24 protein-coding genes are annotated in these 23,250 nt (G+C 39.2%); 21 read left to right on the top strand and 3 right to left on the bottom strand.

The features are described 5' to 3' along the window. Positions 1–4: 4 nt before the first annotated feature. The 4 genes from V8G61_RS13580 (at position 5) to purD (ending at position 5,968) form a co-directional block, all read left to right on the top strand. A complete protein-coding gene (locus V8G61_RS13580) occupies positions 5–1,399 on the top strand; it encodes a UDP-glucose 6-dehydrogenase (protein WP_394876411.1) in 1,395 nt (464 codons plus the stop codon). Positions 1,400–2,258: 859 nt separating this feature from the next. After that, complete coding sequence (locus V8G61_RS13575; RefSeq protein ID WP_394876410.1) at positions 2,259–3,245, top strand: UDP-glucuronic acid decarboxylase family protein; 987 nt, start codon at positions 2,259–2,261, stop codon at positions 3,243–3,245. Between the two features lies 1 nt (position 3,246). Then, complete coding sequence (locus V8G61_RS13570) at positions 3,247–4,602, top strand: undecaprenyl-phosphate glucose phosphotransferase (protein WP_394876409.1); 1,356 nt, start codon at positions 3,247–3,249, stop codon at positions 4,600–4,602. Between the two features lie 94 nt (positions 4,603–4,696). Further along, entirely contained in the window at positions 4,697–5,968 is a 1,272-nt protein-coding gene (gene purD / locus V8G61_RS13565) for a phosphoribosylamine--glycine ligase (protein ID WP_394876408.1), read from the top strand. Between the two features lie 26 nt (positions 5,969–5,994). Here purD and V8G61_RS13560 read toward each other — a convergent pair whose 3' ends face one another. Beyond that, complete coding sequence (locus tag V8G61_RS13560; RefSeq protein ID WP_394876407.1) at positions 5,995–6,186, bottom strand: uracil phosphoribosyltransferase; 192 nt, start codon at positions 6,184–6,186, stop codon at positions 5,995–5,997. Positions 6,187–6,254: 68 nt separating this feature from the next. Between V8G61_RS13560 and V8G61_RS13555 the strand changes: the two genes are divergently transcribed. After that, positions 6,255–7,178 carry a DUF6427 family protein gene (locus tag V8G61_RS13555; RefSeq protein ID WP_394876405.1) on the top strand — a complete coding sequence of 308 codons (924 nt, stop codon included), beginning with the start codon at positions 6,255–6,257 and terminating at the stop codon, positions 7,176–7,178. Here the strand turns inward: V8G61_RS13555 and upp are convergent. Further along, on the bottom strand, positions 7,167–7,826 hold the full coding sequence (gene upp, locus V8G61_RS13550; RefSeq protein ID WP_394876403.1) for a uracil phosphoribosyltransferase: 660 nt from the start codon (positions 7,824–7,826) through the stop codon (positions 7,167–7,169). The genes V8G61_RS13555 and upp overlap by 12 nt on opposite strands. Before the next feature lie 68 nt (positions 7,827–7,894). Here upp and V8G61_RS13545 point away from each other — a divergent pair, with 68 nt between their 5' ends. Both V8G61_RS13545 and V8G61_RS13540 read left to right on the top strand, forming a co-directional pair. Continuing rightward, positions 7,895–8,500 carry a DUF4254 domain-containing protein gene (locus V8G61_RS13545; RefSeq protein ID WP_394876402.1) on the top strand — a complete coding sequence of 202 codons (606 nt, stop codon included), beginning with the start codon at positions 7,895–7,897 and terminating at the stop codon, positions 8,498–8,500. Positions 8,501–8,561: 61 nt separating this feature from the next. Then, the gene (locus V8G61_RS13540) at positions 8,562–9,584 is read left to right on the top strand and encodes a glycosyltransferase family 9 protein (protein ID WP_394876401.1); all 1,023 of its coding nucleotides are present in this window, start codon (positions 8,562–8,564) and stop codon (positions 9,582–9,584) included. 2 nt (positions 9,585–9,586) lie between these two features. Here the strand turns inward: V8G61_RS13540 and V8G61_RS13535 are convergent, their stop codons facing one another. Continuing rightward, a complete protein-coding gene (locus V8G61_RS13535) occupies positions 9,587–10,642 on the bottom strand; it encodes a 2Fe-2S iron-sulfur cluster-binding protein (protein ID WP_394876400.1) in 1,056 nt (351 codons plus the stop codon). 112 nt (positions 10,643–10,754) lie between these two features. On the opposite strand from V8G61_RS13535, the gene V8G61_RS13530 reads away from it, so the two are divergent. The 14 genes from V8G61_RS13530 (at position 10,755) to atpG (ending at position 23,117) form a co-directional block, all read left to right on the top strand. Continuing rightward, positions 10,755–11,096, top strand: a complete 342-nt coding sequence (locus V8G61_RS13530) for a PadR family transcriptional regulator (protein ID WP_394876399.1) — start codon at positions 10,755–10,757, stop codon at positions 11,094–11,096. A gap of 594 nt (positions 11,097–11,690) precedes the next feature. Next, entirely contained in the window at positions 11,691–12,098 is a 408-nt protein-coding gene (locus tag V8G61_RS13525; protein WP_394876398.1) for a DUF2059 domain-containing protein, read from the top strand. 21 nt (positions 12,099–12,119) lie between these two features. After that, positions 12,120–13,598 (top strand): DUF5687 family protein, encoded by a 1,479-nt coding sequence (locus V8G61_RS13520; RefSeq protein WP_394876397.1) that lies wholly within the window; start codon positions 12,120–12,122, stop codon positions 13,596–13,598. Positions 13,599–13,610: 12 nt separating this feature from the next. Then, positions 13,611–14,306, top strand: a complete 696-nt coding sequence (locus V8G61_RS13515) for an ABC transporter ATP-binding protein (protein WP_394876396.1) — start codon at positions 13,611–13,613, stop codon at positions 14,304–14,306. A gap of 202 nt (positions 14,307–14,508) precedes the next feature. Beyond that, positions 14,509–16,971, top strand: coding sequence for a hypothetical protein (locus tag V8G61_RS13510; RefSeq protein ID WP_394876395.1), 2,463 nt, complete (start codon positions 14,509–14,511; stop codon positions 16,969–16,971). An 8-nt stretch (positions 16,972–16,979) separates the two neighbouring features. Further along, positions 16,980–17,405 (top strand): polymer-forming cytoskeletal protein, encoded by a 426-nt coding sequence (locus tag V8G61_RS13505; protein ID WP_394876394.1) that lies wholly within the window; start codon positions 16,980–16,982, stop codon positions 17,403–17,405. Then, positions 17,359–17,595: an AtpZ/AtpI family protein gene (locus V8G61_RS13500; RefSeq protein WP_394876393.1), complete on the top strand. Its 237-nt coding sequence runs from the start codon at positions 17,359–17,361 to the stop codon at positions 17,593–17,595. The genes V8G61_RS13505 and V8G61_RS13500 overlap by 47 nt, the downstream gene beginning before the upstream one ends. After that, positions 17,596–17,997: a DUF6168 family protein gene (locus tag V8G61_RS13495; protein ID WP_394876392.1), complete on the top strand. Its 402-nt coding sequence runs from the start codon at positions 17,596–17,598 to the stop codon at positions 17,995–17,997. A gap of 104 nt (positions 17,998–18,101) precedes the next feature. Next, positions 18,102–19,196, top strand: coding sequence for a F0F1 ATP synthase subunit A (gene atpB / locus V8G61_RS13490; RefSeq protein ID WP_394876391.1), 1,095 nt, complete (start codon positions 18,102–18,104; stop codon positions 19,194–19,196). Positions 19,197–19,232: 36 nt separating this feature from the next. Beyond that, positions 19,233–19,427 carry an ATP synthase F0 subunit C gene (gene atpE, locus V8G61_RS13485; RefSeq protein WP_344738838.1) on the top strand — a complete coding sequence of 65 codons (195 nt, stop codon included), beginning with the start codon at positions 19,233–19,235 and terminating at the stop codon, positions 19,425–19,427. A 79-nt stretch (positions 19,428–19,506) separates the two neighbouring features. Next, on the top strand, positions 19,507–20,007 hold the full coding sequence (locus tag V8G61_RS13480) for a F0F1 ATP synthase subunit B (RefSeq protein ID WP_394876390.1): 501 nt from the start codon (positions 19,507–19,509) through the stop codon (positions 20,005–20,007). A gap of 6 nt (positions 20,008–20,013) precedes the next feature. Continuing rightward, on the top strand, positions 20,014–20,550 hold the full coding sequence (gene atpH, locus V8G61_RS13475; RefSeq protein ID WP_394876389.1) for an ATP synthase F1 subunit delta: 537 nt from the start codon (positions 20,014–20,016) through the stop codon (positions 20,548–20,550). Positions 20,551–20,593: 43 nt separating this feature from the next. Beyond that, positions 20,594–22,168, top strand: a complete 1,575-nt coding sequence (gene atpA / locus V8G61_RS13470; protein WP_394876388.1) for a F0F1 ATP synthase subunit alpha — start codon at positions 20,594–20,596, stop codon at positions 22,166–22,168. 88 nt (positions 22,169–22,256) lie between these two features. After that, positions 22,257–23,117, top strand: a complete 861-nt coding sequence (gene atpG / locus V8G61_RS13465) for an ATP synthase F1 subunit gamma (protein WP_394876386.1) — start codon at positions 22,257–22,259, stop codon at positions 23,115–23,117. The last annotated feature ends 133 nt before the right edge of the window (positions 23,118–23,250 follow it).

Genomic DNA, 23,250 nt, shown 5'->3' with positions numbered 1-23,250 from the left:
TACCATGAAAATAAAAAACATCTGCTGCATCGGCGCAGGCTACGTAGGAGGCCCAACCATGGCAGTGGTCGCGCAAAAGTGTCCGCATATTAATGTTACTATTGTAGACATCAATGCGGCCAGAATAGCGGCCTGGAACGATGCAGATCTTAATAAATTACCGATTTTTGAGCCTGGTCTCGATGAGGTAGTTAAAGAAGCCCGTGGCAGAAATCTGTTTTTCTCTACCGATATAGATAAAGCCATAGACGAAGCTGATATGATCTTTATTTCGGTAAATACACCAACCAAAACCTATGGTAAAGGGAAAGGGATGGCAGCCGATCTTAAATACATTGAACTTTGTGCGCGCCAAATTGCTCAGGTGGCCAAGTCTGATAAAATTGTAGTTGAGAAATCCACCCTACCGGTTAGAACAGCTTCTGCTATTAAAAATATTTTAGAGAACACGGGTAATGGGGTGAATTTCCAAATTCTTTCTAATCCTGAGTTTTTGGCTGAGGGTACTGCTGTTCAGGATCTGCTAAACCCGGATCGTGTACTTATTGGTGGCGATACCACCGAAGCCGGAAAAAAAGCCATTCAAGCTTTAGTAGATATTTATGCCCATTGGGTACCCAAAGAACGTATTTTAACAACAAACGTGTGGTCGTCTGAATTATCAAAGTTAACAGCCAATGCTTTTTTGGCGCAGCGTGTGTCGTCTATCAATGCCATGTCGGAACTCTGCGAAAAATCAGGAGCCGATGTGAACGAGGTATCAAAAGCCATTGGTATGGATAGCCGCATCGGGTCAAAATTCTTAAAGGCTTCTGTTGGTTTTGGAGGGTCTTGTTTTCAAAAAGATATTTTAAACCTAGTGTATATAGCAAAAACCTATGGTTTAACAAAAGTTGCTAATTACTGGGAACAGGTGATCATTATGAACGATCATCAGAAGCAACGCTTTTCAGATAACATCGTGAGCACCCTTTTTAATACGGTTTCCGGAAAGAAAATTACCTTCTTAGGTTGGGCGTTCAAAAAGGATACCAATGATACCCGGGAATCGGCAGCGATCAAAGTGGCAGATAATTTACTGAATGAGCAAGCAAAGCTTTCCGTTTACGACCCCAAGGTGGTTGCCGAGCGTATCTACGCCGATCTGGATTATTTGAATACCAGATCAGAGGAAGAGAATAGAAGTCTGCTTACGGTAGCTCAAGACCCCTATGAAGCCAGCAAAGATTCCCATGCCATTGCCGTGTTGACCGAGTGGGATGAGTTCAAGACTTACGATTGGCAAAAAATTTATGACGGCATGCATAAACCAGCTTTTGTTTTTGATGGGCGGGGTATTTTAGATATGGCGCATTTGAAGGCGATCGGTTTTGAGTGTTATACTATTGGGAAGGGGTAAAACTATTGTCATTCAGAGTGACATGTAATGGAACGAAGAATCTCTCTACCAAAATTTAGATTCTTCCTCCGCTGCGCTCCGTCTGAATGACAATATTGAATGTCATTACACAATTATTGTCATTCAGAGCAAAGCGAAGAATCTTTTAACATTAACCAAACAGATTGCCACGTCGTTGCGCTCCTCGCAATGACGAAATTGTACCGTCATTGCGAACATTCCGAATATATTCGAAGTTGAAGCAATCTGTTCGTTTGGAATTCCTCTTGGAAAGATTGCTACGTCACAAGCTCCTCGCACTGACCGTTCATACATCTTTTGTTTTCAAAGTATCATTTCAAGTGAAACTAGGAATCCCGATTATAACAATTTAGATTCTTCCACCTCTACGCTCCGTCTGAATGACAATATTGAATGTCATTACACAATTATTGTCATTCAGAGTAAAGCGAAGAATCTTTTAACATTAACCAAACAGATTGCCACGTCTCTGCGCTCCTCGCAATGACGAAATTGTACCGTCATTGCGAACATTCCGAATATATTCGGAGTTGAAGCAATCTGTTCGTTTGTAATTCCCATAAAGAGATTGCCACGTCGCGTTGCTTCTCGCAATGACGAAAGGGGGAACGTCATTGCGAACATAGTGAAGCAATCTGTATGTGTGCAAATCCTTTTAGAAAGATTGCCACGTCACTGCGCTCCTCGCAATGACGGTTAATTGATGAGATTGCCACCTCACCAGACACCTCGCCATGACAATACCGCTAAATTAAACTTTTACATACCGAATCTTTTATATTAAACTTATTCCATTAAATTTGTCCGTGGCAACGACGTCAAATTCAAAAACAAGACATTGAAAAGAGTTTTAATAACAGGTGCAGCAGGATTTTTAGGGTCACATCTTTGTGATAAGTTTATTAAAGAGGGGTTTTATGTGATTGGTATGGACAACTTCATTACCGGGGATAAAAAGAACCTGGCACATCTGGAATCGGAGCCCAACTTTGAGTTTATAGAGCATGACGTTACTGAGTTTATCGCTATCGAAGGCTCCTTGGATTATATTTTGCATTTCGCATCACCGGCCAGTCCGATAGATTATCTAAAAATCCCCATTCAAACCCTTAAAGTGGGATCGCTTGGAACCCATAATTTATTAGGTTTGGCTAAAGCTAAAGATGCACGGATTCTTATTGCCTCCACTTCTGAGGTGTATGGTGACCCCTTGGTGCATCCACAAACGGAAGATTACTATGGCAACGTCAACACGATTGGGCCGCGTGGTGTATACGATGAGGCCAAACGTTTCCAGGAATCCATTACCATGGCCTATCATCGGTTTCACGGCTTAGATACGCGTATCGTCCGTATTTTTAATACTTATGGTCCTCGAATGCGTTTAAATGATGGGCGTGTAATTCCCGCTTTTATGGGTCAGGCACTTCGTGGGGAAGACCTCACTATTTTTGGTGATGGTTCGCAAACCCGATCATTCTGTTATGTTGATGATCAGGTAGATGGTATTTACAGATTACTGATGAGTGATTATGTGTATCCGGTGAACATCGGAAACCCTCATGAGATCTCCATTAAAGATTTCGCCGATGAGATCATTGCACTTACAGGAACAGATCAAAAAGTAGTATATAAACCACTACCACAAAACGACCCCCTGCAACGCCAACCTGATATTAGTCTGGCTAAAAAAATACTGGGTTGGGAGCCTAAAGTGGATCGTAAGGAGGGGATGCGAAAAACCTTCGAATATTTCAAAAGTCTCTCTTCGGAAGAATTAAATAAACGGGAGCACAAAGATTTTAAAAAGCATATAAAAAAATAGTTTGGAGACCTTTAAACCAACACGTTATTCGGGTTTATTAAAGCCCATTTCTGTGATCATTGATTTGTTATTGATCAACGGAGCTGTGTATGTTTTTGAAATCAATTTAAACAGCCCTAATATCTTTATGTTATACCTGAGTTTGGTTTGGTTAATATTGGCATTCCGGAACCAATTCTACAGCGTTAAGCGACATACTAAAATTATCCAAATCCTGGCCTTGCTTATTAGACAGTTCAGTTACTTTGCTTTTGCCCTTTATGCTTATATCGGGCTATTCAAACAGCCTGAGATTAGCCGTTTGGCTCTGGCCTATTATGTGATCTTGATCTTTGCACAATTGACGATTTTTAAGCTTGTGTTTTTTTTCCTTTTGAACAGATACCGAGCCGTATTTGGAGGAAACCTGAGAAAAGTAGTGGTTATTGGTGATAATCTAAAAACACAACAGCTCATTTCTATATTCAATACACGCCAGGAATTCGGGTATAAATTTGAAAAACAATTCAAGATCAAAGAAGGCGAGGACTCCTTAAAGGATTGTCTGGACTATGTGATTGAGAATGATATCAATGAGATTTATGGTTCGGTTGCCACCCTCTCTAATAAGCAAATTAACAAGCTCATTGATTTTGCAGACAATAACCTTAGGGAGCTAAAGTTCATTCCGGATAATAAAGATATTTATTCCAGAAAATTAAAATACGAATATTACGATTACATTCCGATCGTATCACTGCGCGTCATCCCTTTACAGGCTTCCGTAAACCAGTTCTTAAAACGCTTGTTCGATATTGTTTTCTCGTTATTAGTGCTCATTTTTGTACTTTCATGGTTAACACCTATTTTGGCTATCTTAATACGTTTGGAGTCTAAGGGTCCGGTGTTTTTCAAGCAGTCCAGAAATGGCTTTAATTATAAAGAATTCTATTGTTATAAATTCCGCTCCATGACGCCGAATAAAGATGCTCATTTGCAGCAAGCAACGAAAGAAGACCAACGGATCACCAAAGTGGGACGCTTTATTCGCAAAACAAGTATTGACGAGTTACCTCAATTTTATAATGTATTGTTTGGTGATATGTCTGTGGTAGGCCCAAGGCCGCATATGGTTAGTCATACGAATTTGTACGCCAGGCGGATAGATAAATTTATGGTGCGCCATTTTGTAAAACCGGGAATAACGGGCTTAGCCCAAATAAGTGGTTTTCGAGGGGAAATTGAAAAAGACAAAGACATTATCAACCGGGTGAAATACGATATTTTCTACATCGAGAACTGGTCTATCCTTCTTGATTTAAAGATCATTGTCCAAACCTTTTTGAATGCCCTTAAAGGGGAAGAAAAGGCCTATTAACACCAAGCCTTCAAAGTTTCCGAAAAAACGTGAAAAGAAATAGTCCGATTTGTTTTGATTAATTTTATTTTTGCCAATATTAAAATTCCTAAAAATGAACATTTTAATTCTAGGGTCCGGCGGACGCGAGCATACCTTTGCCTGGAAGATAGCGCAGAGTAAACATTGCGATAAACTTTTTGTAGCCCCCGGAAATTCTGGTACAGCAGCCATCGCTGAAAATGTGGCTATCAACGGTAATGATTTTGAGGCTATCAAACAACTGGCGCTAAAAGAGGCGATTGACATGATCGTGGTGGGCCCGGAAGATCCTTTGGTAAATGGTGTTCATGATTTTATTTTAAATGATCCCGAGACGAAACACATCGGCGTTATTGGTCCGCAAAAAGCAGCCGCTACTTTAGAAGGCAGCAAAGAATTCGCAAAGGAGTTCATGATGCGGCATAACATTCCGACAGCTGCTTATGAAAGCTTTACCAAAGAGACCCTTACCGATGGCTATTCGTTTTTAGAGCGTTTGCAGCCACCGTATGTCCTTAAAGCCGATGGCCTGGCAGCAGGTAAAGGTGTTGTGATCTTAAACGATCTGGAGGCCGCTAAAGCGGAATTGAAAAGCATGTTGGTGGATTCCAAATTCGGACAGGCCAGCACTAAAGTGGTGATCGAGGAGTTTTTAGATGGGATCGAATTGAGTTGTTTCGTTTTAAGCGATGGCGAACATTATAAAATTCTACCAACAGCAAAAGATTATAAACGTATTGGCGAAGGCGATACAGGTTTAAATACCGGTGGTATGGGAGCGGTTTCTCCGGTGCCTTTTGCAACAAAAGAATTCTTAGCAAAAATCGAGGATCGCATTGTAAAACCTACTATTGAAGGGTTTAAGAAAGATAACTTACCGTATGTCGGTTTTGTGTTTATTGGCTTGATCAAGGTTGGTGATGATCCTAAAGTGATCGAATATAATGTGCGGATGGGTGATCCTGAAACCGAAGTGGTTTTCCCGCGACTTAAAAATGACCTTGTAGAGATCCTTCAAGCTATGGCGAACGGTACCTTAAATACTATTGAATTAGACATAGATTCCCGGGCGGCAACAACCATTGTTTTGGTATCTGGCGGATATCCGGAGACTTATAATAAGGGGTATGAGATCACAGGTCTGGATCAGGTTACGGATTCTATTCCTTTTCATGCCGGTGCCCAATTGAAGGATGGTAAGATCGTATCGTCCGGCGGACGTGTTTTAGCGATAACCTCATATGGCGACACTTATAATGAGGCCATAAAAAAATCTTACCAAAGTATAGAAAAACTACATTTTGATAAGATGTATTATCGAAGTGATATCGGTTTCGATCTGTAAAAGGATCAAAAGCCGATCCTAAATTTTTAATGCTCTGGGTCAAACAGACTTAGTTGCTTCATCCAATATGCGAATAAAACTGCAAAGATGGCAATGAACAACCAGGATACAACGTTTGCTCCAAACCAGGAATCCAGTTGTAATTCACGCAGCATATCATAAGGTGCAAAAAGATAGTCCACAAATAAATCTTGTATGCCGTAAAAGAAATCTTTCATGAGTTTTGTTTATTTTTCTAACTACTTTTAGTTAGTATATTTACGAGACAAAAATACAAAAACCGCTAATGATAACAAGTGTTTTTAGTAAATCTAAACCAATAAATTATATTATTGTTTTTTTTATTACCCTTTTAGCGGTGACCCTGGCGTTTATCTTAACTATAAAACAACCATTTTCGGCTGCTCTATTCGGGAATATTGTTGTTAAACTGACCTTGAGTTATTTTTCTATTTTAGTCTTAAACTTTATTGTCACCAAAAACCGATTATCTAAAAGTAATAACTACCAGATCTTTCTGTTTAGTTTGTTTCTGCTCCTTATTCCGCAAACCACCACCAATAATGATGTGCTTTTATCCAATTTGTTTATACTGTTTGGTTTAAGACGGCTAATCAGTTTACGTTCCCATTTGAATGAAAAATCAAAACTTTTTGATGCCGGATTTTGGTTTGCTATTGCCGCCTTATTTTATTTTTGGTCGATCTTATTTTTTGTGGTGGTCTTTGCCACATTATTATTTTATCGGGATAATAACCTGCGCCATTGGATCATTCCCTTTACCGGGGTAGCTTCGGTGTTCATTATTACGGTATGTTTTTCTATTGTGATGCACGATGAATACCTGTATTATTTTGAAAACCTCCCTAAGATCAGTGAAGATTTCAGCAATTATAATACGCCTCGGTTTTTCGTGGGGATCACCCTATTGCTCTCATATACCATTTGGTCTATTATCTTCTACTTAAATGCGGTAAAAGACAAAAAGCGCGATGTACGCCCCTCGTTTTACATCATCTTATTTACCTTATTTGTGGCGATAGTGATCTTGTTTTTTTCGCCTTTTAAAAATGGCAGCGAGTTTTTATTTGTTATGGCTCCGCTGGCCATTATTATTTCAGGATATGTTGAGACGATAAGAGACAAATGGTTTCGTGAGGTGTTTGTAGGTATTTTAATTTTGATGCCAATTGCACTCCTATTTTTGTAGTTTTTCTCCAAAAGACAGATCGCCGGCATCACCTAGCCCCGGCACAATATATCCTTTACTATTCAGGGTTTCGTCTACTGTAGCGATCCACAAATGGGTTTTCTCCGGAAACGATTTAGCCACAAAATCAATGCCTTCCTGAGCGCCAATAACACTCATAAGATGGATTGCTTTCGGTTTGCCGTATGGTTGTAAAGCGGCAAAGGTTGACACCATGGATTGACCGGTTGCCAACATAGGATCCGCCAGAATTAAGGTTTTGTTGTTCAAATCCGGACAAGCTAGATATTCCACAATGATCTCAAAATCATCGGAATGACCTTCATGGTGTCGGTAAGCTGAAATAAAGGCATTTTCGGCTTTATCAAAATAATTCAGGATCCCATAATGAAGCGGTATCCCGGCACGAAGCACCGAGCACAAAACAATATCGTCATGTAAAATCGAAATTTCAGAGGTGCCTAAAGGCGTTTCCACGGAAGTGGTTTTATAAGGTTCCATTTTACTCATTTCATAGGAAAGTATTTCCCCGATACGTTCAATATTTCTGCGAAAACGCATCCGGTCTGTCTGGATCGTTTTACTTCGGATTTCTGATATGAAGGTATTTAAAACGGAATTTTCCTGTGATAAGTTATGAATATGCATACTGCGGGTTTTACAGTAGTAAAGTTAACTAAATATGAAGTATATTTACACCCTAAAATTTTAAACGCATGTTTACAGATAAAGCAAATAAGATATTTCAAGACGTTATTGAAAAATACCACATCATCAATACTGTGGATCAACCTTTTGAAAATCCGTATGAAAAAAGCGATCTTATAGAGCATTTGTTATACAGAAAATGTTGGATCGATACGGTGCAGTGGCATTATGAAGACATTATTCGCGATCCGCAAATAGATCCGGTGGCGGCCTTAAAATTGAAGCGCCAGATCGATGCTTCCAATCAGGATCGCACTGATATGGTAGAATATATAGACAGTTATTTTCTTGAAAAGTATAAGGATGTAATACCTAAATCAGACGCGACCATCAATACTGAAAGTCCGGCCTGGGGCGTGGACCGCCTGTCTATTTTAGCTTTAAAAATCTATCATATGAATGAAGAGGCTACGCGTGAGGATGCTTCTGAAACCCACCGCAAAGCCTGTAAGGTGAAATTAGACGTTTTATTGGAACAACGTGTCGATCTTTCGACGGCCATTGATACGCTTTTAAAAGATATTGAGAACGGCGATAAATACATGAAGGTGTACAAACAAATGAAAATGTACAACGATGAAGAGTTGAATCCTGTTTTGCGTTCTCAGAAATAGTGATAACCTGATATATACTGCCACCTGAAAGTGACTTAGGTGGGTTTTTACCATTTTAGCCATGGCAACAACACCTAGACATCTTTTAGTGATAAGGCTTTCAGCCATGGGAGATGTTGCCATGGTAGTACCTGTAGTTCGTGCACTTTTACAACAACACGCTGAGCTTCAGATCACGATCCTTACACGACCTTTTTTTAAACCCTTATTTCGGGACATCGAACGCCTTGACGTTGTAGAAGCTGAGGTGGATACCACACACAAAGGCATTTTTGGCTTAAATCGCCTGGCAAGACAACTTAATAAATCGTATTCATTTTATGCTATTGCCGACCTGCATAGTGTTTTAAGAACGAAGATCTTAAAACCGCTTATACGTTGCAGGCGTGTGGTGACGATCAATAAAGGACGAAAAGAAAAAAAGGCTTTAGTAAAAGGCCGCAATTTTGAGCCTTTAAAAACAACACATCAGCGCTATGCCGCTGTGTTTGAGGCCATGGGGTTTCCTGTAGACTTAAAAGAACCTGTGTTTCCAAAACCCAGACCACTTCAGGCGAATATCAAAGCAATTATAGGGGATAAGGAAGGCCGTTGGATTGGTGTGGCACCATTTGCAGCGCATGAGGGTAAAATGTATCCTGAGGAGCACATGAAAACTGTTATCGCTGAGCTATCTAAAGCATATAAAATTCTGTTATTTGGTGGAGGCCAATCGGAATTTGAATTACTAAACGCATGGGAAAGCACTTTTGAGAACACTTATAATGTCGCTGAAAAACTTTCATTTGCCGATCAACTGGATGTCATTTCCAATCTGGACCTCATGCTTTCAATGGATTCCGGCAATGGTCATTTAGCAGCGATGTATGGTGTTAAGGTGATCACTGTTTGGGGCGTTACGCATCCGTATGCCGGCTTTGCGCCTTTCCATCAACCAGAAGATTATATGCTGGTCGCAGACCGAGAAAAATTTCCAAAGATCCCAACTTCGATTTATGGGAAAAAGCATCCAAAAGGCTATGAGAATGCTGCAGGGAGTATTCCACCGCAGGCGATTATTGAAAAAATTAAAACGGTAATTTAAGGTTATACGTCGTCGTAATCGATAACAACTTTCGAACTGGTTGGGTGCGCCTGACAAGTTAAAATTAAACCATCTTCCACCTCTTTATCTGTTAAAATATTATTCTGACGCATTTCGGCTTGTCCTTCCTTTAAACGAGCTAAGCAGGTGCTGCAAATCCCACCCTGACAGGAGTAAGGCGCGTCCAGATCTTCATCTAAAGCGGCTTCTAAAATACTCTGTTTTGGCGACATTTCGAAGGTTGTAGTTTCGTCGTCCAAGGTAATGGTTATTGAAGTTTTACCGGAAGGAGCACTGGTATCTTCCACCTCATCTTGCTTAGAAGCCTTGAACAATTCAAAATGGATATGATCTTTAGAAATACCATTTTCTTCCAAAACGCCCTTAACCGTATGGATCATAGGTTCCGGACCACAGATATAAAAGGCATCCACATCAATATGTTTGTATTTGTTTTTTACAACTAAATTTACCGTGCTTTTTTCAATGCGTCCGAAGAGGGCATCTTTTTCTTTCGAGCGACTGAATATAAATTGAATAGAAAAGCGGTCTCGGTATTGGTGTTGAAGTTCCAACAGTTCGTTTAAGAACATCGTGTCTTCTGGGGTTTTGTTCCCATACACCAACACAACCTTACTTTCTTTTTCTTCTTCCAGAGCACATTTTAATATACTCATCACCGGTGTAATACCGCTACCGGCTGCAAACAAAACGATATTCTTTGTTTTGGAATCGTTAGGCGTGAATATAAAACGTCCTTTTGGTGAGGCCACCTCCAGTGAGTCTCCCACTTTTAAAGTGCGATTGGCGTAGGCAGAAAAAGTACCATCTTCCACTTCCTTAACAGCCACTTTTAATTCTTTGGAATTTGGAGCGACGCACAAGGAATAATCGCGGCGAATTTCTTTACCATCAAGGGTGGTTTTTAAAGTGATGTATTGACCAGCCTTAAACTGAAAAGTGTCTTTTAAGTTTTCTGGGATGTTAAATCGGATGCTGACTGATTCCGCTGTTTCCCGGGTTATATTGGCTACTGAAAGGGTATGAAATGATGACATATTTCTTTTTGCAACAAAAATAGTGAAGCGCATCCGTTTTACGCCAGTTTTTTGCCATAAAAATTATACCTAAGTTTTTTATGCATAAATTATTTAGGTATATTTGAAATCTATGAAAACACCACATTTGTATACAGGAAGCTTAACGGTTATCGTGATGAAACTATTGAATGAGCACGATAGAATGTATGGGTATCAAATTGTAAAGCGTGTGAAGGAAATTACCAATGGCGGTTTTCAAATTACTGAAGGTGCTTTGTATCCCTGTTTACACAAATTGGAGGCTGATGGATGTGTGGATGTTGAGTACGCTTTTGTTGGAAAACGCACTCGGAAATATTACAGATTAACAGAAAAGGGCACACAGGAAACGGTACAAAAACTTGCGGAACTGGAAGGCTATATTCAAAATATGCGAGCCTTGATTCATCCGAAACACCGAGAAGCGGAATAATTTTTCGGAGCTTATTACGATAAGCATAGCAATGTGAATTACAACAAACAGATTACTTCACTTCGCTCTTAATGACGATAGCTTTGCGTCATTGCGAGGAGCATAGCGACGCGGCAATCTTTTTAATGGAATTTCAAACATACTGATGACTTCACTTTGTTCGTAATGACATTTGAGATTCTTCGCTCCATTGAATTTCGCTCTGAATGACAAACCAATTGGTCATTGTGAGGAGTAGATGGATGTAGTAATCTTATGAATGGAATTCATAATAATAGTATAACTTCACTTCGTTCGTAATGACGATGTTTGCGTTAGGGATTGAAGTGGCATCCTTTTTTGAAGCATGAAAAAAAGATATAACGTAAAGCCCGACCGCGACGTAGGAGTGGTAACGCCCAAAAAATAAATAATCAATAGAGGATATTCACTTTATCGATCGTTTCGAGAGAACAAATTGTTTTTTGGTTTAAAACCTGAGGGATAATTTTATTCAACAAAAATATTCAAACTATCTTGTAACAAATTAGGTTGGCTTCATACCTATGAGTTGACTTTAGCTATTAATTATTTAAAATTCAAAAAACAACTGACATGAAAACATTTGTACTAGTGGGCCTACTTACCCTGGGAATGACCTTTAACCTGAATGCACAATCGGATGAATCGTTTAAAAATGATACTATAGAATTTATTAAACTTACGGGCGCTACCACGGCGTTTCAAAATGCTATTGAACAGATAGGTCAAATGGTTCCGGAGGATAAGAAGGCTACATATGTTATTGAGGCTGAAGCTACACTTGTTGATTTGTATGGTAAAATGGCCGACATTTATATGGCTGAATTTACGAGAAATGAAATTGAACAGTTAGTTGAGTTTTACAAATCTGACCTCGGTAAAAAACTTGCGAGTAAACAAATGGATTTAATGCAAAAGGCGATGGGACTTGGACAATCATGGGGTATGCAAGTTCAGGCGATAGCTCAGAAATACCAATAGAAAAACCACAATTCAACGCTTGTGATTAAACGATTTTTATATCTGGAGTGGCGGTCTTTTTTTAGGTCGGCCAGCTTGGGGAAAAGCTTGGTTATAAAATTCTTAATGGGATTTATGGCCTTGTATTTTATGGCGGTGTTCTTGGTAATGGGTTTTTTCCTTCTGGATATTATTCAGAAAGTAGCTCCGGACAAAGACCCTATAAAGCTTATAAATGCAGGCATATTTTATTGGATCATGACGGAATTGCTGATACGCTTTTTCTTTCAGAAGCTTCCGGCGATGCACGTGAAACCATTTTTGATTTTAAACTTAAAGCGAAAAACCATAGTACATTACGTTTTAGGGAAATCGGCTTTATCGCTCTATAATTTTTTACCTTTATTTGCCCTCATTCCATTTGGCGTTAAACTCTTTTTCACCGGAGTTGATGGTTTTACTATTATCCTATGGATATTCACACTTTTCCTGATCAGCCTTTGCAACAACTTTCTCAATTTTATTATTGAAAGTGTTTCCGCAGAAATTTCTGTTTCATTTTTGCCTATTGTTATAGGTTTGGGTGGCTTATTTGCTTTGAATTATTTTAATATTATTCAATTAGACACCTTGGTCGCCAACGGTATGAATGCAGTTTTAGAGCAACCGGTTTATGTTTTGGTACTTGTGCTGCTTCTTGGAACTTTGTATTACTATAATTTTAAATTCTTAAGCGCCAAACTATTTTTAGACAGTGGTTTAAAAACAAAAATAAAGGAGGTTAAGGCCTCTAATCTGGAATGGACCAGAACCTTTGGAAGTATTGCGCCCTTTTTGCAAATGGACTTGCGCCTGATCTGGCGGAACAAACGCACCAAATCTTCAGTCTGGATTTTGGGAATTGGCTTGCTGTATGGCTTGTTTTTCTATCCACAACCTACCTATAATAACATGCCTTGGTTTTTTATGTTTATCGGGCTTTTCTCGACAGGGATATTCCTGATCAATTTTGGACAGTTCATCCCGGCCTGGGATAGCGGCTATTACAAACTGTTGATGAGTCAGAATATCAAATACCGGGATTATTTAAGATCGAAATTCCTTTTAATGACCATTAGTGTCGGCATGTTATTTGTGCTCGGTATACCTTACGTTTATTTTGGATGGAAGATCTTATTGGCGCATTTTGCTGCGGCCATTTATAATATTGGGGTGAACTCGCATGTCATCTTGTGGGGTGGCTCTTTTAATAGAAAAAAAATTGATCTGAGTCAGAAAGCTGCCTTCAATTACCAAGGTACAGGCTTGGTTCAGTTCTTAATAGGAATTCCATTATTACTGATTCCAATGGGACTATTTGCTGGATTGTATTTTTTGATCGGTTTTGAATGGGCTTGTGCGGTTCTTATAATTTTAGGACTCTCCGGGATCTTTTTTCATAAACCTCTGATGAAGGGGATTACCAATAAATACCTGCGTTCTAAGTACAAAATGATCTCAGCCTTTAACCAAGATAATTAAAAAATAAGTGTTATGATAACAACCAATAACATTTCAAAAAAATACAACAACAAAGAGGTTTTGAATATCACTTCTTTAGATATTCCCAAGGGCCAGAGTTTTGGTCTGGTGGGAAATAACGGCGCGGGTAAAACAACCTATTTCAGTTTGGTACTCGACCTTATTAAACCCACAACAGGTTATATTGATAACCATAACATCAGGGTGGATGAAAGCGAAGACTGGAAGCCTTTTACGTCGGCTTTTATTGATGAAACCTTTTTGATAGGCTACCTGACACCCGAAGAATATTTTTATTTCATTGGCGAATTGCGTGGTCAGAACAAAGCCGACGTAGATGCTTTGGTTGCTCAATATGAAGACTTTTTTCACGGGGAAATTATTGGTCAGAAAAAATACTTGCGCGATCTGAGTAAAGGAAACCAGAAAAAGGCTGGTATTGTAGCCGCCTTGATCGGGAACCCGGAAGTGATCGTTCTTGATGAACCCTTTGCCAATCTGGACCCGACAACGCAGATCAGGTTAAAAGGCATTATAAAGAACCTCGCGGAAACGAAAGGGGTTACCATGCTTATTTCCAGTCACGACCTTCTTCATGTAACCGATGTTTGCCAACGCATTGTGGTCTTGGATAAGGGAAAGATCGTTAAGGATCTGGTGACCAGTGCGGCGACTCTGAAAGAGCTCGAAGCTCATTTTTCAAATTAAACTTATTTTTATTCACCTATTTAATTTATGGTTGAATTGAAAAAGATGTTTATTTTTACCCTTTAGCATAATAATAACAACTCTTTGTAGTTATTTAAGCAACAAAAGGCCGGCAGTATTGAAAGCATCGCGAAACCGAATTATTCTCACTATTTGCAGTGTGGTTTTACTCATAAGCTGTTCCCGTAAAAAGGACAAGTTTTTGAGCAGGAATTTCCATGCCGTTACTGCAGAATACAATGCCCTTTTTAATGGTTACAATGCCTTGGAAGAGGGCCGAATGCAACTTAATAGCTCCTATGCTGATAATTACTGGGGTCTTCTTCCCATAGAGCGTATGCAGATCGACGAGGATATTTTACTTCCCGGGCAGGCCAGAAACGAGAATTTTACAAGGGCAGAAGAAAAAGCAACTAAAGCCATACAAAAACACGGGATGAACATCGATGGAAAGGAGAAGAACCCTCAGATGGATGAGGCCTACCTCCTTTTAGGAAAAGCCCGTTATTTTGATCAGCGCTTTATTCCATCGTTGGAAGCCTTTAACTATATTCTATACAAATATCCTGCTAGTGACAAGATCAATCAAGCCAAAATTTGGCGGGAAAAAGCGAATATCCGCTTGGACAATAACGAACTTGCAATCGAAAATCTAAAGCGCTTATTGCGTGTAGAATCTCTGGACGGTCAGGACCTAGCCGATGCCACTTCCATACTGGCTCAGGCCTATATTAATACCAAGGTGATCGACACAGCCATAACCCAATTAGGAGTTGCTGCTAAAGCCACTAAAAGTAATGACGAACGCGGGCGGTTTCGTTTTATTCAAGGCCAGTTATATAATCAGTTAGGCTACAAGGACAGTGCTAATATCGCATTCGATAAGGTGATTGAATTAAATCGAAGAACACCTCGGATTTACATGATCAGTGCTTATTTGGAAAAAATCAAGAATTTCGATCTCGAAAACGGTAATAAATTGACTTTAGAAGAACTCTTGGACGAACTGGAAGAAAACCGGGAGAACCGGCCATTCCTGGATAAGATCTATCACGGTATTGCCAATTATCGTTTACGGAATGAACAGGATTCAACAGCCATAGTATATTTTAATAAATCCTTGCGCACGGATTCTAATGACAGACTGCTAAAGGCTAAAAACTATGAGACACTCGGTGATATGAATTTTGATGCTTCGGTCTATGAGATAGCTGGCGCATATTACGACAGTACCATGCTGAATCTGAAGGATAATTCTAAAGCTTTCCGTCTTATAAAACGTAAGCGTGATAATCTGGAGGATGTTATTTTGTATGAAGGTATTGCACAAACTAATGATAGTATTCTGAAATTAGTAAAAATGCCGGATGCCGAAAGGCTTGCTTATTTTGAAGCCTTTGTGGCCGACCTCAAAGCCAAAACAGAAGCTGCTGAATCTGAAAAATCAGCTAATGCCAATGCCAATACCGGGATTATTGGAGCAAATAATCCTGTGAGTAATCGCAGCGCACAGCAGTCGGCAGGTTTTTACTTTTACAATCCGACTTTAGTGGCCTATGGCAAAAATGAATTTATTAAAGTTTGGGGAAATCGCCCTTTGGAAGATAACTGGCGCTGGTCGAAAAGAACGGTTACCGCTCAGGTTTCAGAGGTTGCTCCAACTCAGAATATTGTAGCTCAGGCAACGGCCGAAGAAAAGTTCGACCCGCAATTTTATTTGGCGAGGGTGCCTTCAGAACCAAAAGAATTAGATAGTATAAAGACGGACAGAAACTATGCATACTACCAATTAGGATTGATCTATCGTGAAAAATTCAATGAACTGGAACGCGCCAAAACAAAGTTCCTCGACCTATTGAGCAGCGATCCTGCCAAACCCTTAATATTGCCTTCAAAATACAACCTGTATAAAATTTATGAGGCTTTGGGCGAGCAAGGTGAAGCTGATGTCGCCAAAGCGGATATCATAACAAATTATCCTGCTTCGCGTTATGCCAATATCTTATTGAACCCGGATCTCGTGGCTGGCAGGGAGGAGAACAGTCCCGAGCGTATTTATGAAACTTTGTATGAAAAGCACGAGCAACAGAATTATGCTGAGGTTATATCGGAATCTGAAAAAAACATCAATACGTTCAATGGCGACCCTATGGTTCCAAAATTCGAATTGTTAAAGGCAACAGCACTGGGACGCCTTAAAGGTTTTGAGGCCTATAAAACTGCCTTGAGCCAAGTAGCCGTTAATTACGCGAACACGGAGGAAGGCAAACAAGCACAATATATGCTGACAAGTGTTCTACCTAATTTAGAATCAACTGAATTTAGCCCGGATACCGAAGACGGTAGTTATTATGTGGTGTTTCAATTTGATACAATCGAGAGGGAAGCGATACCTGAATTCAAAAAAAATCTGGATGAAATTTTGGAAAATCTGCGAAAATATTACGACTTAAGTACTTCAGTTGACGTATATACAACGAACACCACATTTTTGGTAGTTCACGGCTTTAAAAATAAGCAGGTCGCACAAACCTTCGATCAATTATTAGCCGAATACAACGAGAAAAAAATAAAAAGGCCGTACTTTTATATTTCTGCAGACAATTATCAGATTGTGCAGATTCATAAAAACATAGATCAATATCTAACCCTAAAATTAAATTAATAGCGAAAATGTTCTCTGATAACAAAAAAGATAAGAAAAAAATGGAAAATACATCTGGACAAAACATTATTTCTGAAGGCACTAAAATAGTTGGTGATCTCACAAGTAAAGGTGATTTTAGAATTGATGGCACCATTGAAGGTAATGTAAAAACCACGGGCAAAATAGTTGTTGGTAAATCTGGATTGATCAAGGGATCGCTCCAAGGTACCGATGCGTATTTTGAAGGAAAGTTTTCCGGCAAATTAGCGCTTTCTGGCACCTTAACTTTAAAAAGCTCAGCACATATTGAGGGCGAGGTAATTTCCGGTAAATTGGCCGTAGAACCTGGCGCAACATTCAATGTAACCTGTGTCATGAAAGGCACAGTTAAAGAAATGAATAACGGTGAGCAACAACGAGAAGCAGGATCAAAATCCGAAAAAACCGCTTAAGAACTTTGCCATCCTAACAGGTGCAGGGCTTCAAATGGGGGTTACCATATATTTGTTTGTTCGTTTGGGCAAATGGCTTGATCAAACCTACAATGCCGGTGGAAAATTGTTCCTTGTCGCCATGACACTTTTAGGCGTTGCCATTTCTTTATACGCTTTAGTCAAACAATTAAACCGACTTAATAGTTGAATGACACAAAATACCTTTGTTAAATTCTCCATAAAGGCGATCTTATTATTCCTTTTAACTTTCGGAATCCATTTGGGTATCCTTAAAGGTTTGGATATGGCGCTATTTGCGGACCACATTATACTAGCCTATACCATAAACCTAAGTTTGGTTATTATCATTTTCGGCATACTTTATTATTTGCGCCGTAAATACAAAGAGCAGTTAGGCTTTTTGTTCCTGGCCGGGAGTTTGTTAAAATTTGCCGTTTTCTTCATTTTTTTCTACCCGGTTTATAAATCGGACGGCGATATTTCCAGAGTTGAATTTGCAAGCTTTTTCACGCCTTATGTGGTGGGTTTGATTTTCGAAACTTTAAGCCTTGGTAAATGGCTGAATTCCTTAGATAAAGCTGAACAATGATAGCGCCCTGGCGCTTATTTCAAATAAAAGAAAAAATTGTTTTTGTTTTTGATATAAAAAGCTACCTTTGCAGCGATTTTTAAGCCACTATGATTTAAAGTGATATGCATAAGAAAATAGCCTTAAAACCAATAACATTTTTACTGCTTTTAGTAACCTTTCTATCCTATGGAGAAGAGGGTGAACATGAGATGTCGTATTCTGACGGGAAAGATACCAAGACAGAGGTACAAGCCTACATTCAACATCACTTAAAGGATTCATACGATTTTAACTTGTTTTCATATACCAAAGATGGTGAAGAAATTCATGCTGGATTTCCATTACCCGTGATTCTATGGGACGATGGCTTAAAAGTGTTTTCTTCTTCTAAATTTCATCATGGAGAAACCGTGGCCGAAGTTGGTGGTGATTACTACAAGATATTTCATTCCAAAATATACAAAGTAGATGGTCCTGATGGCCATATTGTTGAAGATGAACACGGTCATGCGTTGAATGAAAAACCTTTAGATTTTTCTATAACCAAGAACGTTTTGATGATCTTCATGATCTTCGCGATTGTATTTATTATTTTCTATCGCATGGCACGAACCTATCGCAGTAATGGCGGTATACCAAAAGGGTTTGGTCGTCTTCTTGAGCCTATTGTATTGTACGTTCGTGATGAAATTGCCATCCCAAACATTGGAGAAAAACATTATAAAAGATATATGAGTTATTTGCTAACCGTATTCTTCTTTATCTGGATTGTTAACCTTTTTGGATTAACACCTATAGGAATGAATTTAACAAATAACATAGCGGTAACCATGTGTTTAGCGCTTATAACCTTTTTGATCACGACATTTTCAGGTAATAAAAACTATTGGAAACACATTTTCTGGATGCCAGGCGTGCCATGGCCAATGAAAATTATTTTAGCCCCAATTGAATTACTTGGAACCATCATTAAACCATTTGCCCTGATGATTCGTTTATACGCGAACATCACTGCAGGTCACATCGTTTTAATGAGTATCATCGGATTGATATTCCTGTTCGAGAACTGGATCGGAAGTTCATTATCCTTTTTATTAGCGTTTGTATTGGCTATCCTTGAATTGTTGGTAGCAGCATTACAAGCCTATATTTTTACCGTGCTTTCAGCGTTGTACTTTGGTATGGCCGTGGAAGAACACCACGACGAGGCACATTAATGAGTTGAATGTTTAATTAATTTAATACATATATTTATGGAAATACCAGTTATGGTAGGTGCAGGTTTAGTAGTAATTGGAGCCGGAATCGGAATCGGAAGAATCGGTGGTTCTGCCATGGAAGCAATTGCGCGTCAGCCTGAAGCTACAGGAAAAATTCAAACAGCTATGCTTATTGCAGCAGCTTTAATTGAAGGTATTGGTTTCGCAGCATTATTTGCTGTAAGCTAAAAACAACTAAGAAACAGCTATAACGGTTGGTTATAGCTGTTCTTTTTAATTAAACAGAAGATATTTTATATACGTTACTATGGAAAAATTATTCGAGGACTTTTCGTTAGGATTATTTGTTTGGCAAGCTATCTTGTTCATTGCTTTGATTTTATTATTGAAGAAGTTTGCCTGGAAACCCATTTTAGACTCTGTAAACGATAGAGAAGAAGGTATTAAGAATGCTTTGGATTCTGCTGAAAAAGCAAAGCGTGATATGGAAAACCTTCAGGCCGACAACCAAAAACTTTTAAAAGAAGCTCGAGCGGAGCGTGAATCGATGTTGAAAGAGGCGCGTGAGATAAAGAATAAAATGATCGAAGACGCGAAAGGTGAAGCTCAGGCGCAAGCTAATAAAATGCTTCAACAAGCACAGGATGCTATTGAAACAGAAAAGAAAGCGGCTATGTCTGAATTGAAAAAGCAAGTAGCTGATCTTTCAATTGAAATCGCAGAAAAGGTAGTGCGTCAGGAATTAGCCAATAAAGAAAAACAAAACGCGTTAGTGGCAACCATGTTGGACGACGCTAAAATAAACTAATAACCCATGGCAGGAGCAAGAGCAGCAATACGATATGCAAAAGCCGTTTTGGCTTCGGTTTCAAATGATAAAGAAGCCCAGGCCGTAAATGAGGATATGAAACTCATTGCAAATACCATTGCAGGAAATCGCGAGTTCAGTAGTGTAATTCAAAGTCCTGTGATCAATGCAGCTGCAAAAAAGGCAATTCTTGATGAGGTGTTCATAAAAACCAATGAGCTAACCATTAGTTTAATAGATACCCTTATCGAAAATAACCGGATCGCGCTTTTGCATCAGGTAGCTTCAAAATATTCGGAGTTATACGACCAATCAAAAGGGATTGCACATGGTACAGTAACTACGGCTGTGGCAATTACTCCTGAATTGGAAAAACAGCTTTTAGCTAAAGCTAAAGCCATGACAGGCAAGGACGTGGATTTAAAAAATAAAATAGACGAATCTATAATTGGAGGATTTATTTTACGCATTGGCGATGTACAATACAATGCCAGTATTATAAATCAACTGAACAATTTAAAACGAGAATTTACATTAAATTAAGACTCGCCCGGGGCCAAGCCAAGGGCGTAAATACTAAATAAAGATGGCAGAAGTAAAACCAGCTGAAATATCAGCAATCTTAAAGAAACAATTATCAGGTTTTGAAGCAAGCGCTTCATTAGATGAAGTTGGAACAGTATTAACGGTAGGTGATGGTATTGTACGTGCTTACGGATTATCTAATGCGCAATATGGCGAGTTAGTAGAGTTCGATGGCGGATTAGAAGGTATTGTACTTAATCTGGAAGAAGACAACGTTGGTATCGTATTATTAGGTGGATCCTCTGGAGTAAAAGAAGGCTCTACAGTAAAACGCACCTCTAAAATTGCTTCTATTAATGTTGGTGAAGGTATTGTAGGTCGAGTTGTAGATACCTTAGGAAATCCTATTGACGGGAAAGGTGCTATTTCAGGAGAAACATATTTAATGCCTTTGGAGCGTAAAGCACCGGGGGTTATTTATCGTGAGCCTGTAACTGAGCCATTACAAACGGGTATTAAATCTATTGATGCCATGATTCCTGTGGGTCGTGGTCAGCGTGAGTTGGTAATTGGTGACCGTCAGACGGGTAAAACTACAGTTTGTGTAGATACCATCTTAAATCAAAAAGAATTTTACGATGCAGGTAATCCTGTATATTGTATTTATGTTGCTATTGGTCAGAAAGCTTCTACCGTAGCTAACATTGCAAAAACTCTTGAAGACAAAGGCGCTTTAGCCTATACCACGATAGTGGCTGCAAATGCTTCAGATCCTGCGCCGATGCAAGTATACGCGCCAATGGCCGGTGCTGCGATTGGTGAGTATTTTAGAGATACTGGTCGCCCAGCTTTAATCATCTATGATGATTTATCTAAGCAAGCGGTTGCGTATCGTGAGGTGTCTCTTTTATTGCGTCGTCCACCGGGACGTGAGGCGTATCCTGGAGACGTTTTCTACCTACACTCGCGTTTATTAGAGCGTTCTGCGAAAGTAATTAACGATGATAATATCGCTAAGGAAATGAATGATCTTCCAGATTCTTTAAAACCTATGGTTAAAGGTGGTGGTTCATTAACAGCTTTACCAATCATTGAAACTCAAGCAGGTGACGTATCAGCATATATTCCAACCAACGTAATTTCGATTACAGATGGTCAGATCTTCTTGGATGGTGATTTATTCAACTCTGGTGTTCGTCCGGCTATTAACGTAGGTATTTCGGTATCTCGTGTTGGTGGTAACGCACAGATCAAATCCATGAAGAAAGTGGCAGGTACTTTGAAATTAGACCAGGCCCAGTACCGTGAGTTAGAAGCTTTCGCGAAGTTTGGTTCTGATTTGGATGCCTCTACTTTGAATGTTATTGAAAAAGGAAAACGTAACGTAGAGATCTTGAAACAAGCTCAAAACGATCCGTATACTGTAGAAGATCAGATTGCTATTATTTATGCTGGATCTAAGAACTTATTGCGTAACGTACCTGTTGAAAAGGTAAAAGAATTTGAGCGCGACTACTTAGAATTCCTAAGAGCAAAGCACGCAGATGTATTAAGTACCTTAAAAGCCGGTAAATTAACGGATGAAGTAACAGATACCTTAATAGCGGTAGCAAAAGATCTATCAAGTAAATATTAATTGTCATTTCTGCGAAAGCAGGAATCTCATTATTTGAATTTCAATTAAAAAAGATTCCGTAACAAGTACGGAATGACAAAAGGAGATTATGGCGAATCTTAAAGAAATACGTAACAGAATAACATCGGTATCTTCAACGATGCAGATTACCAGTGCCATGAAAATGGTATCGGCTGCCAAGTTGAAGAAGGCTCAAGATGCGATAACGGCTATGCGGCCATATGCTGATAAGCTAACCGAGCTTTTACAGAACCTAAGTGCAACTTTGGATGATGATTCTGGAAGTAAATTTTCAGCACAACGTGAGGTAAAACGCGTGCTTATTGTGGCCATCACTTCTAACAGAGGTTTGGCAGGTGCGTTCAACTCAAATATTATTAAGGAGGTTAACCGTTTGACCGCTCAAACGTATAAAGACCAGAACGTGTCTTATGTCGCCATTGGTAAAAAAGCCAATGATGCCTTTAAGAAAACTGGAAAGATTATTGCGAATGAGAGTGCTGTTTTTGACGATCTAACTTTTGATAATGTTGCTAAAATAGCTGAACTTTTAATGGCTAAGTTTGTAGATGGCGAGTTTGATAAAATCGAGATCGTGTACAACCAATTTAAAAATGCCGCAACGCAAATTGTTAAGAACGAACAATTTTTACCAATTGTTCCGATGGCACAGGATGACAATGCACAAGCCGATTATATTTTTGAGCCTTCAAAGGCAGAGATTGTTGAGCAGTTAATTCCAAAATCTTTAAAAACACAATTGTATAAAGGTATTCGCGATTCTTTTGCAGCAGAGCACGGCGCACGTATGACGGCGATGCATAAAGCAACAGATAACGCTAAAGAATTACGCGATCAGTTGAAATTAACATACAACAAAGCGCGTCAGGCAGCTATTACCAACGAGATCCTTGAGATCGTAGGTGGTGCCGAAGCATTAAACAACTAAGATTGATTCTGTCATTACGAGGAGCGCAGCGACGTGGTAATCCAATAATTGAAATCCTTGTTGAAAGATTGCTTCAACTCCAATTATATTCGGAATGTTCGCAATGACGTTTCATTTGTCATTCAAAAGGAGC

Source organism: Gaetbulibacter sp. M240 (assembly GCF_043876815.1).
In the GTDB taxonomy this organism is placed as follows: domain Bacteria; phylum Bacteroidota; class Bacteroidia; order Flavobacteriales; family Flavobacteriaceae; genus Gaetbulibacter_A.
Note: the sequence above shows the minus strand (reverse complement) of the source record. Positions and strands in the feature narration are given on the sequence as shown.

Coding starts and splice junctions, on each gene's coding strand:
- atpA (WP_394876388.1), top strand. CDS start 20,594: ATGGCAGAAGTAAAACCAGCTGAAATATCAGCAATCTTAAAGAAACAA.
- V8G61_RS13535 (WP_394876400.1), bottom strand. CDS start 10,642: ATGTCATCATTTCATACCCTTTCAGTAGCCAATATAACCCGGGAAACA.
- atpH (WP_394876389.1), top strand. CDS start 20,014: ATGGCAGGAGCAAGAGCAGCAATACGATATGCAAAAGCCGTTTTGGCT.
- V8G61_RS13540 (WP_394876401.1), top strand. CDS start 8,562: ATGGCAACAACACCTAGACATCTTTTAGTGATAAGGCTTTCAGCCATG.
- V8G61_RS13515 (WP_394876396.1), top strand. CDS start 13,611: ATGATAACAACCAATAACATTTCAAAAAAATACAACAACAAAGAGGTT.
- V8G61_RS13495 (WP_394876392.1), top strand. CDS start 17,596: ATGACACAAAATACCTTTGTTAAATTCTCCATAAAGGCGATCTTATTA.
- V8G61_RS13480 (WP_394876390.1), top strand. CDS start 19,507: ATGGAAAAATTATTCGAGGACTTTTCGTTAGGATTATTTGTTTGGCAA.
- V8G61_RS13545 (WP_394876402.1), top strand. CDS start 7,895: ATGTTTACAGATAAAGCAAATAAGATATTTCAAGACGTTATTGAAAAA.
- V8G61_RS13580 (WP_394876411.1), top strand. CDS start 5: ATGAAAATAAAAAACATCTGCTGCATCGGCGCAGGCTACGTAGGAGGC.
- V8G61_RS13505 (WP_394876394.1), top strand. CDS start 16,980: ATGTTCTCTGATAACAAAAAAGATAAGAAAAAAATGGAAAATACATCT.
- upp (WP_394876403.1), bottom strand. CDS start 7,826: ATGCATATTCATAACTTATCACAGGAAAATTCCGTTTTAAATACCTTC.
- purD (WP_394876408.1), top strand. CDS start 4,697: ATGAACATTTTAATTCTAGGGTCCGGCGGACGCGAGCATACCTTTGCC.
- V8G61_RS13560 (WP_394876407.1), bottom strand. CDS start 6,186: ATGAAAGATTTCTTTTACGGCATACAAGATTTATTTGTGGACTATCTT.
- atpB (WP_394876391.1), top strand. CDS start 18,102: ATGCATAAGAAAATAGCCTTAAAACCAATAACATTTTTACTGCTTTTA.
- atpG (WP_394876386.1), top strand. CDS start 22,257: ATGGCGAATCTTAAAGAAATACGTAACAGAATAACATCGGTATCTTCA.
- atpE (WP_344738838.1), top strand. CDS start 19,233: ATGGAAATACCAGTTATGGTAGGTGCAGGTTTAGTAGTAATTGGAGCC.
- V8G61_RS13530 (WP_394876399.1), top strand. CDS start 10,755: ATGAAAACACCACATTTGTATACAGGAAGCTTAACGGTTATCGTGATG.
- V8G61_RS13525 (WP_394876398.1), top strand. CDS start 11,691: ATGAAAACATTTGTACTAGTGGGCCTACTTACCCTGGGAATGACCTTT.
- V8G61_RS13555 (WP_394876405.1), top strand. CDS start 6,255: ATGATAACAAGTGTTTTTAGTAAATCTAAACCAATAAATTATATTATT.